Origin of the sequence: Anaerotaenia torta (assembly GCF_050433395.1) — a bacterium.
GTDB lineage: Bacteria > Bacillota > Clostridia > Lachnospirales > Lachnospiraceae > Mobilitalea > Mobilitalea torta.
Genome location: NZ_JBNPXH010000003.1, coordinates 374,086 through 389,515, shown reverse-complemented (window position 1 = coordinate 389,515; position 15,430 = coordinate 374,086). Strand labels below are relative to the sequence as shown.

At 46.2% G+C, this 15,430-nt stretch carries 17 protein-coding genes; 6 read left to right on the top strand and 11 right to left on the bottom strand.

Going from position 1 to position 15,430, the window contains the following annotated elements:
* Position 1: 1 nt before the first annotated feature.
* The 4 genes from scfB to HNQ56_RS07670 form a co-directional block, all read right to left on the bottom strand.
* Positions 2-1,429 (bottom strand): thioether cross-link-forming SCIFF peptide maturase, encoded by a 1,428-nt coding sequence (gene scfB / locus HNQ56_RS07685; RefSeq protein ID WP_429144323.1) that lies wholly within the window; start codon positions 1,427-1,429, stop codon positions 2-4.
* 167 nt (positions 1,430-1,596) lie between these two features.
* Positions 1,597-1,737 (bottom strand): six-cysteine ranthipeptide SCIFF, encoded by a 141-nt coding sequence (gene scfA, locus HNQ56_RS07680; RefSeq protein WP_429144321.1) that lies wholly within the window; start codon positions 1,735-1,737, stop codon positions 1,597-1,599.
* Between the two features lie 296 nt (positions 1,738-2,033).
* Positions 2,034-2,261 (bottom strand): hypothetical protein, encoded by a 228-nt coding sequence (locus HNQ56_RS07675; protein WP_429144319.1) that lies wholly within the window; start codon positions 2,259-2,261, stop codon positions 2,034-2,036.
* Between the two features lie 308 nt (positions 2,262-2,569).
* Positions 2,570-2,749 carry a hypothetical protein gene (locus HNQ56_RS07670; protein WP_429144317.1) on the bottom strand — a complete coding sequence of 60 codons (180 nt, stop codon included), beginning with the start codon at positions 2,747-2,749 and terminating at the stop codon, positions 2,570-2,572.
* A 326-nt stretch (positions 2,750-3,075) separates the two neighbouring features.
* Here HNQ56_RS07670 and HNQ56_RS07665 point away from each other — a divergent pair, with 326 nt between their 5' ends.
* From HNQ56_RS07665 to HNQ56_RS07645, 5 genes are all read left to right on the top strand, one after another.
* Positions 3,076-3,945 (top strand): DegV family protein, encoded by an 870-nt coding sequence (locus HNQ56_RS07665; RefSeq protein WP_429144315.1) that lies wholly within the window; start codon positions 3,076-3,078, stop codon positions 3,943-3,945.
* 132 nt (positions 3,946-4,077) lie between these two features.
* Positions 4,078-4,773, top strand: a complete 696-nt coding sequence (locus HNQ56_RS07660) for a response regulator transcription factor (RefSeq protein WP_429144313.1) — start codon at positions 4,078-4,080, stop codon at positions 4,771-4,773.
* A 108-nt stretch (positions 4,774-4,881) separates the two neighbouring features.
* The gene (locus HNQ56_RS07655; RefSeq protein ID WP_429144311.1) at positions 4,882-5,805 is read left to right on the top strand and encodes an ATP-binding cassette domain-containing protein; all 924 of its coding nucleotides are present in this window, start codon (positions 4,882-4,884) and stop codon (positions 5,803-5,805) included.
* Positions 5,798-6,571 carry a DUF2705 family protein gene (locus tag HNQ56_RS07650; protein ID WP_429144309.1) on the top strand — a complete coding sequence of 258 codons (774 nt, stop codon included), beginning with the start codon at positions 5,798-5,800 and terminating at the stop codon, positions 6,569-6,571. Before HNQ56_RS07655 ends, HNQ56_RS07650 begins: the two co-directional genes overlap by 8 nt.
* A gap of 22 nt (positions 6,572-6,593) precedes the next feature.
* The gene (locus HNQ56_RS07645) at positions 6,594-7,523 is read left to right on the top strand and encodes a sensor histidine kinase (protein WP_429144307.1); all 930 of its coding nucleotides are present in this window, start codon (positions 6,594-6,596) and stop codon (positions 7,521-7,523) included.
* Between the two features lie 79 nt (positions 7,524-7,602).
* On the opposite strand, the gene HNQ56_RS07640 is transcribed toward HNQ56_RS07645, so the two are convergent.
* From HNQ56_RS07640 to HNQ56_RS07610, 7 genes are all read right to left on the bottom strand, one after another.
* The gene (locus tag HNQ56_RS07640) at positions 7,603-7,812 is read right to left on the bottom strand and encodes a hypothetical protein (RefSeq protein ID WP_429144305.1); all 210 of its coding nucleotides are present in this window, start codon (positions 7,810-7,812) and stop codon (positions 7,603-7,605) included.
* Positions 7,813-7,914: 102 nt separating this feature from the next.
* Positions 7,915-8,994 carry a PTS transporter subunit EIIC gene (locus tag HNQ56_RS07635; protein ID WP_429144304.1) on the bottom strand — a complete coding sequence of 360 codons (1,080 nt, stop codon included), beginning with the start codon at positions 8,992-8,994 and terminating at the stop codon, positions 7,915-7,917.
* Between the two features lie 134 nt (positions 8,995-9,128).
* Entirely contained in the window at positions 9,129-10,883 is a 1,755-nt protein-coding gene (locus HNQ56_RS07630; protein ID WP_429144302.1) for a M3 family oligoendopeptidase, read from the bottom strand.
* A 123-nt stretch (positions 10,884-11,006) separates the two neighbouring features.
* Entirely contained in the window at positions 11,007-11,651 is a 645-nt protein-coding gene (locus HNQ56_RS07625) for a hypothetical protein (protein ID WP_429144301.1), read from the bottom strand.
* Between the two features lie 194 nt (positions 11,652-11,845).
* On the bottom strand, positions 11,846-12,523 hold the full coding sequence (locus tag HNQ56_RS07620; protein ID WP_429144299.1) for a CPBP family intramembrane glutamic endopeptidase: 678 nt from the start codon (positions 12,521-12,523) through the stop codon (positions 11,846-11,848).
* Between the two features lie 77 nt (positions 12,524-12,600).
* Positions 12,601-13,743, bottom strand: coding sequence for an FtsW/RodA/SpoVE family cell cycle protein (locus HNQ56_RS07615; protein WP_429144298.1), 1,143 nt, complete (start codon positions 13,741-13,743; stop codon positions 12,601-12,603).
* Between the two features lie 267 nt (positions 13,744-14,010).
* Entirely contained in the window at positions 14,011-14,610 is a 600-nt protein-coding gene (locus tag HNQ56_RS07610; RefSeq protein ID WP_429144296.1) for a nitroreductase family protein, read from the bottom strand.
* Positions 14,611-14,898: 288 nt separating this feature from the next.
* Here HNQ56_RS07610 and HNQ56_RS07605 point away from each other — a divergent pair, with 288 nt between their 5' ends.
* Positions 14,899-15,396 carry a MarR family winged helix-turn-helix transcriptional regulator gene (locus tag HNQ56_RS07605; RefSeq protein WP_429144294.1) on the top strand — a complete coding sequence of 166 codons (498 nt, stop codon included), beginning with the start codon at positions 14,899-14,901 and terminating at the stop codon, positions 15,394-15,396.
* The last annotated feature ends 34 nt before the right edge of the window (positions 15,397-15,430 follow it).

The window sequence follows — 15,430 nt, the reverse complement described above, 5'->3', positions numbered from 1 at the left end:
ATTATTCCTCTGCGGCAGCCTTCAGCATAATGGCGCACTCCACACGCTTCCTCTGCAATTCACAGCCGATATCATATACATCATTGATATTGCCGTGAAATTGATGGGAATTCGCCGCACAGCCCCCGCTGCAGTAGAATTTGGCAAAGCAGTTCCTGCATTTTTCCTTTGAATATACATTGCACACCTTAAACTCCTCCCGAAGCTCAGTCTCCACAATTCCATCGTCTACATTTCCCATGAGGAATTCTGTTCTTCCTACAAACTGATGGCAGGGATAGAGGTCTCCCCAAGGTGTTACTGCAAGATATTCCGTCCCGGAGCCGCACCCCGACAGACGCTTGGCAACGCAGGGGCCTCCCGTCAGATCAATCATGAAATGGAAGAAGTTAAAATCCTTCCCTTCCTTCTTATATTCCAGCATCAGCTTCGCCAGGCGGTCATATTCCTCGAATAAGGTCGGCAGATCCTCTTCCCGGATGGCATAGCTCTCTTCCGGCAGTGCTACCACCGGCTCCACGGATATCTGCTTGAAGCCCAGGTCTGCCAAATGCTTCACATCCTCGCTGAAATCCAGATTGTTATGGGTAAAGGTTCCCCTGACATAATAATTGATCTGGTTACGGCTTTCGGCCAGCTTCTGGAATCGGGGCAGGATCAGCTCATAGCTTCCCTTGCCGTTGCGGCTGGGGCGCATGCGGTCATTGACTTCCTTACGGCCGTCGATGCTCAGCACCACATTGCTCATCTCACGATTGGCAAATTCCATGACTTCATCACTGAGCAGTACGCCGTTGGTGGTCAGGGTAAAGCGGAATTTCTTGTTATGTATGCTCTCCTGCTCCCTTCCGTAGGCAACCAGATCCTTCACTACCTGCCAATTCATCAGAGGCTCCCCGCCGAAGAAATCCACCTCCAGATTCCTGCGGCTGCCGGAATTGGCGATAAGGAAGTCCAGCGCCTTCTTCCCCACCTCATAGCTCATTAATTCACGATGTCCCCGGTATTCCCCTTCTTCTGCAAAACAGTACCTGCAGGCCAGGTTACAGTCATGGGCGATATGCAGACAAAGAGCCTTAACAACGGTGGAACGCCGTTTAAAGTCCTTGATGTATTCTTCATAGATATCCTTTGTAAACAGGCCGCCGTCCTCTTTCAGCTGCATCACATCGCTGATGGCTCCCTGAATCAGCTCCTTCAAGGCTTCCTGATTGGCGGAAAGCTCCGCCATCTCCGCTTCCTCATCGGCAATCAGGGCCAGATTCTCCGGCTGCGAGTATTTCTCCAGCATTGCTTCCAGAATCGCTTCCGGCTCCTGCTTTTCAAACAGGGCAATGATATCATAGGCCAGCTCATCCACCACATGAATCATACCGCTGTTTACATCCAGCACTATATTGTATCCGTTATTTTTATATTGATGTACCATTTATTCCTCCTCAAAATTATGGACTGTCTGCCGACATTGCCACGACGAATGGGACTGTCTGATAATATCTTCCCGGATGAACGCGAAAATATTATGAGACAGCCCCATATAGCGGAAGGTGTCCCAGGTATGTATCATTCCTTAAGACACCTCCATATACTGACTCTTTATTTGTTCTCACAGCTCTGGTTGCCAACCGTACAGGATGTCTTACATGCTGACTGGCAGGATGTCTGACATTCTCCACATCCGCCCTTTTTCATAGTATCCTTCAGGTTTCTTGTGTTTAAGGTCTTAATATGTTTCATTCCTTGTGCCTCCTTAGCATCTATTAACTTCATGCCATTATATCATAGATATTTTCATAAGAAAAGAGTTTTTTTCGATATGACAGCTTTCCCAGCATGACACTTCCGGGATTGGGACCGCGATTTAATTACGTCCCCTCAAAAATAACATTATAATTCCAGATAATTTCTTATCGTCTCATGTGTTGTGATTTTTTTTGCTCATAATTAACCTGGTATGATATATTTCAGAATTATAATATTCATACTTTCCTTTCTCTTATTGAGTTTATTCGTTAATTTGTACAAGATATCATTTATCCATAATAATACAGATCTGTGAATAATAAAGAAGGTTCAATTTTTGTCCCGTCAGGCAGTATGCAATATTCGCCTGGCAACTCCCCGGGCATAATCTGTTCTTCATAATAAAGCCATCCTCTATTTCCTGAGGAGTTCTCCTCAATGCATACCCATCCTTTAAAATCCACTCCGACAATAGTGACCTCACTTCCTGCTGTAATACTGACCCCTATATCCTCCATATTCTTGGACTGATATAAGGTAAAATCCTGTTTGCTTGTAACAACTCTGCCCCACTCATAAAAATCTTTCGGTCGCTCAACAAACACTCCATTTATTATTTCAAAATTATAGCGTAATTGACAAGTGCTTCCAAAGGTTTGCGAGACAACCCATGTACTTATATAATCTTGTACGTCAAGCTCAAAATTTGTAAGCAAAATAATATATTAATAAAGTCCTTTAAACACATATATTGCGTACTTTACCCTATCATGATACAATCTCACGTCTAATAATTAAATTATCCAGAACTTTGGAATATCCAAGTTTACTGTACACCAGGCTCTTTCTCCATTGCCTCCAGTCTCTCCCTTTCCTCCGGCGCAAGCCTTGAGAATTGCGGATGCCGCGCCTGCACCAGCCTTGCGACAAACTGCCTTGCCGATTCCTGCTCGCTTTCCGTCAGCATCTCCATCATTCTCGCTGTCTCCTGTATTGTCTGCAGCATTCTGATTCCTCCGTTCCATCTGCGATAAATCTAAGCCGAGATTATCTGTTTTCCCAATTCCACTGTAATCAGCATATCCTGCTTTCTATTTTTTATACCTTAATCCATATTCCGTTGGATTATAAGCTCCGCCAATATTTTTCTCTGATATTTCCATCTATATTTTTGACAGTATTTCCGCCGGGATCTCTGCTGAATATTTTCACAGCTCAAATTATGGAAATATCATTGAAACAGATAGGGGTATCATGGTATAATGTCCACAATGAGCTGATCAGCTCACGCGCGTTTATCCAAAAGAATTTAGAAAGGAATGGTGCAATAACATGAAGCAGTATATCATCACTACCGATACCACCAGTGATTTACCGGAGGAGTATTTACAACAGCATAATATTTCGCTGCTGCCTTTATATTATACGTTTGACGGTGTTATATATGGGGACAAGACCTTCTTAACGCCAAAGGAATTTTACGATAAAATGAGAGGCGGGGCAATGCCTACCACCATGGCCGTAAATCCCGAGATAGCACGAACCATATTTACCGGACTTCTGGATCAAGGCTATGATATCCTCCATATCGCCTTTTCCTCCGCTCTGAGCGGAAGCTGCTCCGTTGCTGCCACGGTTGCCAGGGAATTGATGGACGAGCGTCCCGGAACCAAGGTGACTGTAATCGATTCACTCTCTGCTTCTCTCGGTGAGGGGCTTCTGGTGCATAAAGCCGTACAGCTTAAGGAATCCGGCCAGTCCATCGACGAGGTTGCCGACTGGCTGGAGAAGCATAAATTAAACCTGTGCCATATGTTTACTGTGGACGATCTTCACCATCTCCATCGCGGCGGAAGAGTATCCAAGGCTACCGCCATCATCGGAACTCTGATCAATGTGAAGCCGGTGCTTCACGTTGATGACGAGGGACGGCTCACTCCGCTGCACAATGTAAGAGGCCGTAAGAAGGCACTGATTGCCTTGGTTGACCGGATGGAGGCCAGCCTGCCGGAGGACAGTGAACAAAACGACATCATCTTCATCAGCCACGGGGACAGTATAGAAGACGCACAGTTTGTGGCAGATCTGGTAAAGGATCGCTTTGGAATCCAGAACATTCTGATCAACTATGTCAGTCCCACCATCGGAGCCCATTCCGGCCCCGGCACAATTGCCCTCTTCTATATGGGCAAGGCCAGATAAGAAAGCGGACGAATCAGGGAGCGTTGAATATAACGCTCCCTTTTTGAAGAAACAATGCCGGGAGATTCGTTTATAAGAATAAAGAATTTCAGCTTAGAGCAGGATTTCGATGCACAGGGATGGGGGAAAATTATGTTTGAGAAAATATTAGTGATTGAAGATGATGCGGATATCAACCGGATTCTATGCAAATATCTGACCCGGGAACAGTATCAGGCGGTCTCTGCTTACTCCGGTACGGAGGCCCGGCTCCAACTCAGGCTGGATCATTTTGATCTGATTCTCCTGGATCTGATGCTGCCGGGTGTGGCCGGCGAAGAATTAATCCGGGAGATCCGCGGGCAGTCCCAGGTGCCCATTATGGTGATCTCAGCCAAAACCAGCCTGGAGGATAAGGTGAAGGCCCTGAAGGACGGTGCGGACGATTACATCACAAAGCCTTTTGAACGAGAGGAAGTACTGGCCAGAATCGGTGCCCTGTTAAGGAGAAGCCGGAAGCACCCGGGAACGGAGGAAGCCCCGGTGGAAACCATCTACCGTTTTAAGCAGCTTAGCCTATGTCCCTTGTCAAGAAAAGTAACGGTCATGGAACATTCCATATCCCTGACTGCCTATGAATATGAGATTCTATTATTGATGCTCCAGTCTCCCGAACGGGTCTTCACCAAGGAACAGCTCTACCAGGATGTCTGGAAAGCCGGATATTACGGAGAGGACAATACCATCAATGTCCATATCAGCAATATCCGCAAAAAGATAAAGGAATATGACGATGCTTCCTATATTAAGACCGTGTGGGGAATTGGCTTTACCATGGATACCATGTAAAGCATCTTTATACTTTCTTTAAACTTTATTAAAGACTTATTAAAGTTCCGTCACTATAATTGCCATAAGAAACAAATTAATGATAGTGAATTTGAAAGGAGTATAAAAGTGCAAGAGGTCATTTTATCCACTACAAATCTAACAAAAAAGTACAATCACATAGCCGCCGTAAACAATGTCAGCCTGGACGTAAAACAGGGGGATATCTACGGCCTTGTGGGCAAAAACGGTGCCGGCAAGACAACCCTGCTGCGATCCATCAGCGGCCAGGCATTTGCTGATGAGGGCCAGGTATCCCTCTTCGGTGCTTCCTCACCGGAAGGTCTGAGCAAGGGGCGCAGGCGTATTGGTTCCATCATCGAGACTCCCAGCTTTTACATCAATATGACGGCGGAGCAGAACCTGGAATACTACCGGATACAGCGCGGTATTCCCGGAAAGCACTGCGTAGCGGAGGCTTTGGAAGAGGTCGGTCTCTCCCATGCCGGCAAGAAGAAGTATAAGAGCTTTTCCCTGGGAATGAAGCAGCGTCTCGGTCTGGCTTTGGCCCTGATGAATAGACCGGAGCTTCTTTTGCTGGATGAACCCATTAACGGACTGGACCCCTTTGGTATTGTTGAAATCCGTAATCTTCTGATCCGGCTGAACCAGGAGAAGAACATAACCATATTAATCTCCAGCCACATCCTTCCCGAATTGTCTAACCTTGCCACCTGCTATGGTTTCATCGATCAGGGAATCATGATCAAACAGCTCTCCGCCGAAGCTCTGTCCAGAGAATGCGGCCGCTATATTGAATTGAAGGTGGATCAGCCGGAGTTCATGACCGCTCTTTTAGAGAAGGAATTAAACTGCACCTCTTACCAGGTAACTCCCGATTATACCATCCATATTTCACAATACCTGGATGAGCCATCCCGGATCAGTGAGCTGGCCGTAACCCGCGGCCTCAAACTGAATTCCATCACCGTGCGGGAAATCAATCTGGAGAATTACTTTATTCAATTAGTAGGAGGGGTCAGCCATGATTAGTTATATCAAAAGCGAAACGTACCGTATGCTTCATAATAAGGGAAACTATCTGTTCATTCTGATCTGTTCCGCCTTGCTGATCAGCTCCAATGTTGTGCTGGCTGTCGTTGACGGTACCAGCAAGAATTTTCCTTATGCAAACACCAACTTTTCCCTCGGGATGCTGTATACCTCTTTGTCCATGGTCTTCCTTCTATGCATCTCCGTCACTTCCATCGCCTTTGGCAATGAATACGGAAACCACACTATGAAGAACAGTATTTCCTATGGCATCTCCAGAGGACATATCTACTTTGGCAAGCTGATCTCCTCTATCCTCTATGCCTTTGTCGCATTTATTGTGATCTGCGGATTATATCTTCTGACTGGCTATGGATTACTGGAGCATTCCCATGGTCCGGAGATGGAAATTCTTCTGAAGGCCGTCTTAGCCGCTCTTCCGCTTTTCCTCTATGCGGTTGCGGTCACCAACTGCTTCAGCTTTCTCCTTGAGGGAAGCGGATCTGCCATTACCGCCATTGTTTCCACGATGCTGGCATTCCCCTATGTATGCAATCTGCTGGGGATGAAATTCCAGTTCTTTCAGATGCTGGCTAAAATCCTGCCCTGGAATCTTATTAATAACATGGATTTCAATAGCTCCGATCTCATTCTGCCCTGGGAGGGAGCGACCGGATATTATTACTATTGGATTGCCGGAGTTGTCCAGATGCTTCTGTTTGTGATCCTCGGCTACGTTGTATTCCGCAGGAAGGAAATTAAATAGTAATTTGCAAGGGAGGTGCGCAATGATGCAATATATATGCCTTATTCTGATTTTATTATCCATATTTCTTGCTGCGCGCCTCTGCCTTCTTCATAGGGCAATCCGTCGGGCAGCCGGCGATATGGAGGAGATCGAGGATCAGCCCGAAAGCAACCGCCAGCTGAAAACCGCTTCCATCGACTGCAGCCTGGAAAGGCTCCTGAAGCAGATTAATGTTGTATACCGGGCAAGGCAGTTGGAACGGATTCGCTACAAGAGGAGGGAGCTGCAGATCCGCCAGGAGATTGAGAATATCTCCCATGATCTGCGGACTCCTCTTACCTCCATCCTGGGTTATCTTGATTTAATAGAAGATGAAGAGACAACAGCACAGGAAAGGGAAGAATATCTGGGCATTATTCGCAGAAGAGCCCGGGTTTTGCAGAGCTTTATTCAAGATTTTTACGAAATCTCCCGTATCCAGGCTGATGACTATCCCATAAAACGAACCTCGATACTGGTACAGGGGCTGGTAAAAGAAGTAATTGTTGCCTACTACCATAGCTTTGAAGAGCGTCATATTCAGGTTCACATCTCTCTGGAGGAATCTCCCTGCCGCCTTCTCGCAGACAGGAACCAACTGGAGCGTATTCTTAATAATCTCATCCAGAATGCCTTAAAATATGCCCGGCGGAATTTCTCCATAAAGCAATTCGTAACCGGGGATCACTGTGTTCTTCAATTTATCAATGATGCGGAGGGTATCTCAGAGGAGGATCTGGGCCGTATCTTCGAACGCTTTTATACCGTTGATCAGTCCAGAAGCGGGCAAAGCAGCGGCCTGGGACTGACCATTGCCAAGACCCTGACGGAGAAACTAAAAGGAACCATTGAGGCAAGAATGGAAGGGGATTTGTTTATCATTGAACTAAAAATGCCCATGAAACCATTTCCGGATAAATCTGTTTCATGAGCATTTTCATCTTTGTATAGACTGAATTTTAAGAATCACCTATGATTTTGGCCTTCAGAAGAGCTTCCTGCCATCATCATCAAAAAGCCGACCCGTCATGGAGATTGCGAATCACTTCCGTAACCCGGTTCTTCGCCTCGTCTCCTGTTGTCGAACCTTTTATATAATCCACTAACTGCTCTTTCTTCTGGTCCGGCAAATTCACAAAATTCTTCATTGCATCCATATCCAGCGCCAGGCGAAAGCCCAGACCTTCCGGAAGCTGATGCTGGTTATCAATCAGACTCATTGCCCGCTCCTTTCCTGCTCTTAAAATCTATTCCGTCAAATTGTCTCAAGCTTAGTATCTGATTGTTTTTCTCTTTTATGTGATGTTTTATTTCCTATTTCTTCAATCTTCGTTAAATTTAAGCAGCAATGTCAGTATCAGACTAATGATAAAACCCGCTGCCATTGCAAAGACTAAGGTCCAAAATCCCTTCCCGAAATACACCACCAGGCTTGTAAGAGAGGGATAGGCAAAGGCAACCGCCCCCGCCTCTGAGGTTCCGACAATGGCTCCTCCGATGGCTCCCGCAATACAGGCCGCAATCATCGGACGCTTTAAGGGAACCGTTACTCCGTATAATACGGGCTCGGTGACGCCCAGCATGGCAGTGAGGGCACCGGACAGGGCCACGGATTTTAATTTTTTATTCCTTGTCAGAATGCTTACCGCCACAGCCGCTCCAGCCTGCCCCATCACCGCCGGTCCGCACAGGGGCAGGAAGGAATCCCGCCCCAGGGTACTGATATGGTCAAGTACCACCGGAACGATTCCCCAGTGCAGGCCAAAGACTACCACGGGCTGCCAGATCAGTCCAAAGATCGCACCTGCGGCCACCGGACTGAGGCTGTAGAGAGCGGAATATGAGGCCGACAAACCGCCGCCCACCATGGCCCCCAGAGGCCCGAAGACCAGAAAAGTGGCAGGGGTAACAATCATTAATGCCAGCATCGGCTTTAAGAAGCCCTTGACTGCTCCGGGAAGCAGCCGTTCCAGGGGCAGCTCCACATAATGCAGCATCCCGACTGCCAGAATGATTGGTATCACGCTGGAGGGATAGCTCACCGGAGACACCTTGATTCCAAAGAAGTCCAGGCTGGCACCCATTGCAAAATAATTCGTAATATCCGGGTATACCAGTGCCGCGGCCAGCAGCATGGCGGTGAAGGGATCCGCCTTCAGCTTATGGGCAGCAGTATACGCCAAAAAGATGGGCAGGAAATGAAAAAAGCCATCCGATATCGCATAAAAGATCTGGTAGGCCCCGGAGGTCTCCTTCAGCAGCCCTGCATTGACAATTAACAGCAGCACCCCCTTGAGAAGCGCCGCTGCCATCAGCACATTGATGACCGGCACAAAGATACCGGAAATTGTATCGATGACACGATTGAATACATTCCTTTTCTCGTTAGTCGTTGTATGCATTGTTTTTCTCCATACCGCAGGAACATAAATTTGTTCCTGTAATCATAATTCTGTTATTTACAGGAAAAGGGCCAAAAAGTGCAAGGTCCCGCACTCCGGTACCTTCCATGCTTTTGGCCCTAATACCATAGCATTTATGCCAATTGTACAAATTCCTCAATCAGTGCCTCGACGGTTCTCAGGCTGGTTCTCCAGAACTGAGGATCCTCCAGGTCAATCTCGGCCTGCCTTGCGGCATCCTCCACGCTCATTACCGTGGTGGCACGAAGCAATGCCTTATACTTCGGAACAAAGGCTTCTCCCTCTGTCTTATACTTTTCATACAAACCTCTGGCAAACAAACCTCCGAAGGCATAAGGGAAATTATAAAAGCTTAAATTCTCCGAGTAATAATGTCCCTTTAACACCCACATATAAGGGTGCAGGCCATCATGATCCAACCCATCGCCGTAAGCTGTCTTCTGCGCCTCAAGCATGATTTCCTTCAGTTCATCCGCAAAGAGGAAGCCGGTCTTACATTTCTCAAATACCGCGCTCTCAAACAGATATCTGGAGTAGATGTCACAGATAATCTGGGTCACATCCTGAAGCTGGCTCTCAATCAGGGCAAGCTTCTCCCTGCCGGTGGATTCCTTGATTACCGCCTCCATAATAACCGCCTCATTAAAAGTGGAAGCCGTCTCGGCTACCGGCATACTGTAATCCACGTTAAGGGGCTGGTGGTCCTGAATATTCAGACCGTGATAAGCATGACCCAGCTCATGAGCCAGCGTAACCACATCACTTAAGGAACCGTCAAAATTCGTAAGAACCCTGCTCTGCTTTACAAAGGGAAGATTCGCGCAGAACGCGCCTCCCACCTTTCCTTTCCGGGGATAGAAGTCAATCCATTCATTATCAAAGGCTTCCTCCGCCATATCTGCCAGATCACCGGCAAAGCCTCTGAAATGCTTCAAAAGATATTCCTTGGCTTCTTCTGCAGTAAACTTAGTGGAAGTCTCACCAATGGGAGCAAACATATCATACCAGGGAAGTCCCTTCTCATGGCCCATGATTTTTGCTTTATGCTTCAGATATTTATGGAAGGAGGGCAGAGCCTCCCGAATAGCTTCCAGCATTGCCTCCAGGGTCTCCTTCTTCATCTTTGCCTGCATTAAGGTCATATCCAGTGCAGATTCATAGCCTCTGAGCTCACAGATGGTGTTGACCTGGGTCTTGATGCTGTTGAGGGAGAAGCTGATGGCATCCTTAACCTTCTCCAGCGCTTTCAGCTCTGCGGCAAAAGCGTCCTTACGAACCTCCACATCCTCACTGTAGGCCAGGTTGCGGACATCCGGGAAGGTGATGATCTTATCCCGGTATTCCACCTCCAGGGTAGAGGTCAGAAAGCTCTGCATACTGCTCCAGGCCGACCCGGCACTGATATTGAGCTTTGCGATCACTTCCTCCACATCATCGCTCAGCAGATGCTTTGCTTCCTTTTTCAATTCACTAAATAAGAATTCATACGCTGCAAGCTTTGGATTCTTCTTCACATAAGCGTCTAACTGCTCGATTCCGGCGATAAACTTATGAATTACCGCCTTGGGCTTGGAGAACAGGCTGAGCTGCTTTTCAAAGGCATTCACCTCGTTGGCAATCTCACCGTCGGCAGTGTTCACCGACTGCCTCAGCTCCACATAACTGCCTAGCTTGCTGGCCAGAAGCTCATATTGCTCCATATAGTCAACGGCTTTCTTCAAAGCCGCCTCTTCATCGGCTGCCTGCGCAAGTCCGGCGCTGAAGGCATCAATTTCCTCCGTAAGAGTCTGGAGCCGTGCCTTATCCTGGAGGTATGCTTCGTCCTGAAACCCTTTATATAGTATATCCAGTGACCATTCCTTGTTCATAATTTTTCTTCCTTTCCCATTTTGTCTCTATTACATTTATCCTTATAATATCCTATTTATATACCGCCTGTCCACTTAATATTTATCTGTTCCAAATATTTTTGCACGGCCGGGGGTTACTGTTCAGGCACGGATTACCCTGCCTACGACCTTGCGGAAATGATATACCGTATCATAAGCAATACCAATCATCTGCCGCCTCCGAAAGAATTCGTCCTCATCCGCGTATTCCCGTTTCCACACAGCAGTGTCTCTAAGGCCCCCGGTGTATACCACATAATCCTCCAACCGTCTCTCCAGCTGCCGTATCTTAATCATATCGGGATAACGCAGCAAATGCGTGGCGAACTCCACGCAGGTATACATATTCTCAGAGGTCAGCCGCTTCCCCATCAAGGACAGCACAGCATTCAGCGTATTATAGATCATAATCTCCCGATTCTGCCGGAAGAATTCCACTTCCTCCCGTATCCTCTCATATTCCTCCTGCTCCACCGGTACCTCACAGATCTTGACCTGGACATCCTGGTCCCCATACAGATATCTGCCCGGCTGCTCCGTGACAAAACCCCCGAGAATCGGCGAATTAATATGATATCTGGCAAAGGAATACATCCTGCTCAAATCCCGTTCAAAGGCAACCGTAACATGACTGTACCGGTTTCTTGTAAACAAACGGATCATTTTCCCCATAACCGTATTGGTCGAGATAAATACTACATAAATATAATTCGTTCCCTTTCTATCTGCCGGTAATATAGCTTTCACCCTCTTCCTATCGGAGAACACCTCTGATTCTTGTTTTAATCCGTGTCCCCTCTTTGTGTCTCTTTCATAGTAAGAACGTTTCAAACGCCTTTTTATCCTCACCGTATTATATCATGAATATAAACAGTATTCATGATCTTGCTGCTCCAATCGAAGAACGCAAGCAATCTTGCATCATGCTCACTACGCCTTTATTATATAATACCGAATAGAATAAACCCGACCGTGTTCACCGCAAAATTGGCAAACATATGAACCAGCCAAGATTGGCAGACCGTTCCGTTTCTTTCATTCAGCCAGTTAAATATAAGCCCTGCCACAAATAAACTGACGATTAACAGAAGGAACAGGTAAATGCTAAACCAACTGGCCATAATTGCAATATGATATAGGGCAAACAGTGCAGCACTGAACAGATGCGCAAAACGCCCGGAGCTAACCTTCTTTAGCATTAGAAATCCAATTCCGCGAAAGTAGTATTCCTCCAGCAGCGAATTAACAAAGGAGATATAAAGTGCAACCCACACAAACTCCTCTCTGCTCACTCCGCTGGAGCTGGTAATTGCCTCCGCTACCTGTGAAAAATCAAAAAAATTTCCAATAGTAAAATATGCTCCGAGAATGAAGCAATAGACAGCCATTCCTAAAAGAATTGATTTTAACAGACTCTTTCCTTTTATTTTAAACATATCAGTCAGAGCCAGTTCCCTGTCTCTTCCTAAAATGACCGTTGGTAAAACGAGAAACAGGACAATCTTAACCAGTGATTTCATCTTATAGCCCGGTGCCAGAACCGTTTCCACAACAGCCATTATAGCACAGGACAGAATAATCAGCCAAATTATAATGAAACGACTGCGCCTCCTCGCCATGTTCTTCCTCCTAACGATATCATTGCTTCCTTACCCTTTGTCTCACGTTCCGATTATACCTTTCTTTTACAACAACATCAAGTACTATCTTCTTTCCTTTTCTGTCTGGCCCCAACATTCAGCACCAGCCCAACGGCCATCATGGAGCTGACCAGAGAAGTTAGACCATAGCTGATAAACGGCAGAGGAAGTCCCGTATTAGGCAGAAGCTGGGCTGCCACTCCGATATTTACAAAGATCTGGAACACCAGATAGGCGGTCACACCCATGCAGATCAGCTTACCCATATAATCCATGGCGCGGGAGGATTGGATCAGGCACCGGATTACCAGTATTGCATAAAGCAGGATTATGACAAAGCTGCCTACAAAGCCAAATTCCTCACCAATAATTGCAAAAACAAAATCACTTTCCTTCGCATAGATTTTACTGTATTTCCGCTGCTCATCGCTATCCGGAGAAATCATCTTCCCATGAAGTCCTCCTGATCCAATGGCGTCTATGGACTGAAGCTGCTGGAAATCTTGATCCAGTTCCTCTTCTTCCTCATCTGACAGAAAGGATAATACCCTGCCAATCTGATATTTTTCAATAAACGGCAGCTTGACATTGAGTAGCATTACACTGACCAGGATACCCGCCACTACCGGCAGAAGCAGGGTAAGTGCAGCACCCATCACCCTGTAGCTGATTCCCGAAGTATATACCAGGATGACGAAAATAAACAAAATAGAGATGCCGGAGCTCAAATGAGGTTCTGACAGGATTAATCCTATCGGTAACGCCACTACTGCCCCAAGGAGAAAGATCATATATAATTTATCCAGCTTCCTTCTAAAATGGTTGCACAAAAAAGCCAGGAACAGAATTATTACAATTTTAGCCAGCTCAGAAGGTTGAAATTGTATTCCGAATAATTCAATCCAGCGTTTCACATTATTAATATCTTCTCCAATGACAAGGGTAAGTATCAGGATAAAGAGCATGGCAATATACATAACCGGGGACAAGGCGCAAATAATGTGATAATCAATCAATACAATTACAGTGATCAAAACGCAGCCAATCAACACGCCGGCCAGCTGCTTAATCACGTCGGAAGCCTGTTCCTCACTTGATGAAAATGCCTTCTGCTTGTAATATAACCCAATTCCAATTAATATCGCCATAATAATTATGATTATAAAGTCCAGCTTTTTGTAGGATATCTTTATCTTCACGATCACTCTTCCCTTCTGTCATTCTCTGCATTCGCTTTCTTATACCTTCTCTTTATCTATGCCAATAAGCCCATTATATTTCATACTTGATAAACTCTCAAGCCGGATTATCATTTGTTGTACCGTTTTATCTTTTCTAGGTTACTTTTCTTATTTACTTAAACAAAAAGCCCGCAGTTCTATACCCCCATAATACCTCAGTATATGGAAAGTTCATAGAACTGCAGGCCTTTCACGAACCGCCTTCCGGACGGCCCCTTGCTGCTCTTATTTAAAAATCTTTACCCGATCCTCAAGGGGGCCAAATTCCTTCTCACCCGGCTGATCCAGAGGATTTCCAAAGGGCATCTGGGACATCAGCCTCCAGCTGCCCGGAAGCTCCCAGGTCTTGTGAACCTCTTCATCGATAAGAGGATTATAATGCTGCAGGGAGGCTCCCAGTCCCAGCTCCTCCAGAGCGGTCCACACAGTAAATTGCAGCATTCCGCTGGACTGGAGCGACCATAAAGGGAAATTATCCTGATAGAGCGGGAAAGCCTTCTGAAGTCCTTCCACCACTGCCTGGTCCTCGAAGAAAAGAATGGTACCAAAGCCGCTCTTGAAGGAATTTATCTTTTCCTCCGTTGATCCGAAGGCCTCTGCCGGAACAATCTTTCTCAGGGTCTCACGAACGATCTCCCACAGCTTGTCATGATGCTCTCCCGACAGTACCACTGCTCTGGAGCTTTGTGAGTTAAACGCAGCCGGGACAAATTTCACACTGTGGTCAACCACTGCCTTGATCTCCTCCAGGGACACCCCGCTGTCTTTTCCGATTGCATAATATGATCTGCGGCTCTCTACTGCCTCACGAAACGATTTACTCATAATAATTACCTGCCTTTCTTTCTGAACTCTTTCTGTTGTTTCCATTTTTCACTGACTCTATTCTTATTTTGCTTACGGATTAGTATTAACATCTGCTTTCCAATAATTAAATTGTTTACAATTCAATTTAATACTATATTTTTGTATTTGTCAATAGTTTTATTTGACTTTTTCAAAATAATTGTATAAAATCTAATTGCAAGCACTTATCTAAAGGATTTTATTCCGATTCCGGATGTTCCCGGATCGGGTTCCATATATTTTATCAGCAGAAAGAGAGGCAGTACTATGAATACTTCTTCATCCAAGAATGGAACGCCCCGCCGGGAGAGGGGAGCTTATGATATACTCATGCTGGATAATCAGCTATGTTTTTCCTTATATGTCTGTTCTAAGGAAATCATCAAGAAATATAAGGCCCTTTTGGAACCCTTCGGCCTGACCTATACCGGGTATATTATCATGATGGCCTTATGGGAGAAGGACAATGTGACCGTGAAGGAGCTGGGCTCCCGCCTCTATCTGGATTCCGGCACCCTGACTCCCATGCTGAAAAAGCTGGAGGCTCAGGATTTCATAAAGCGAATCCGGAGCTCCAGCGATGAACGTAATGTGTATATCCAGCTAACATCCAAGGGCCTGGAATTCAAAGAGGATGCTCTCAATATCCCGAAGAGCTTAATCTGCAATCTGGATCTGGACCCGGAATATTCCGGCACTCTCCTGAATGCCCTCCATGAGATGATGGAGCGGCTGGAGAATTCCGGCGATATCGCCGCAGATTAGCTCCTGTCAATTTTTCCTCTGCGGCAGCGAAACG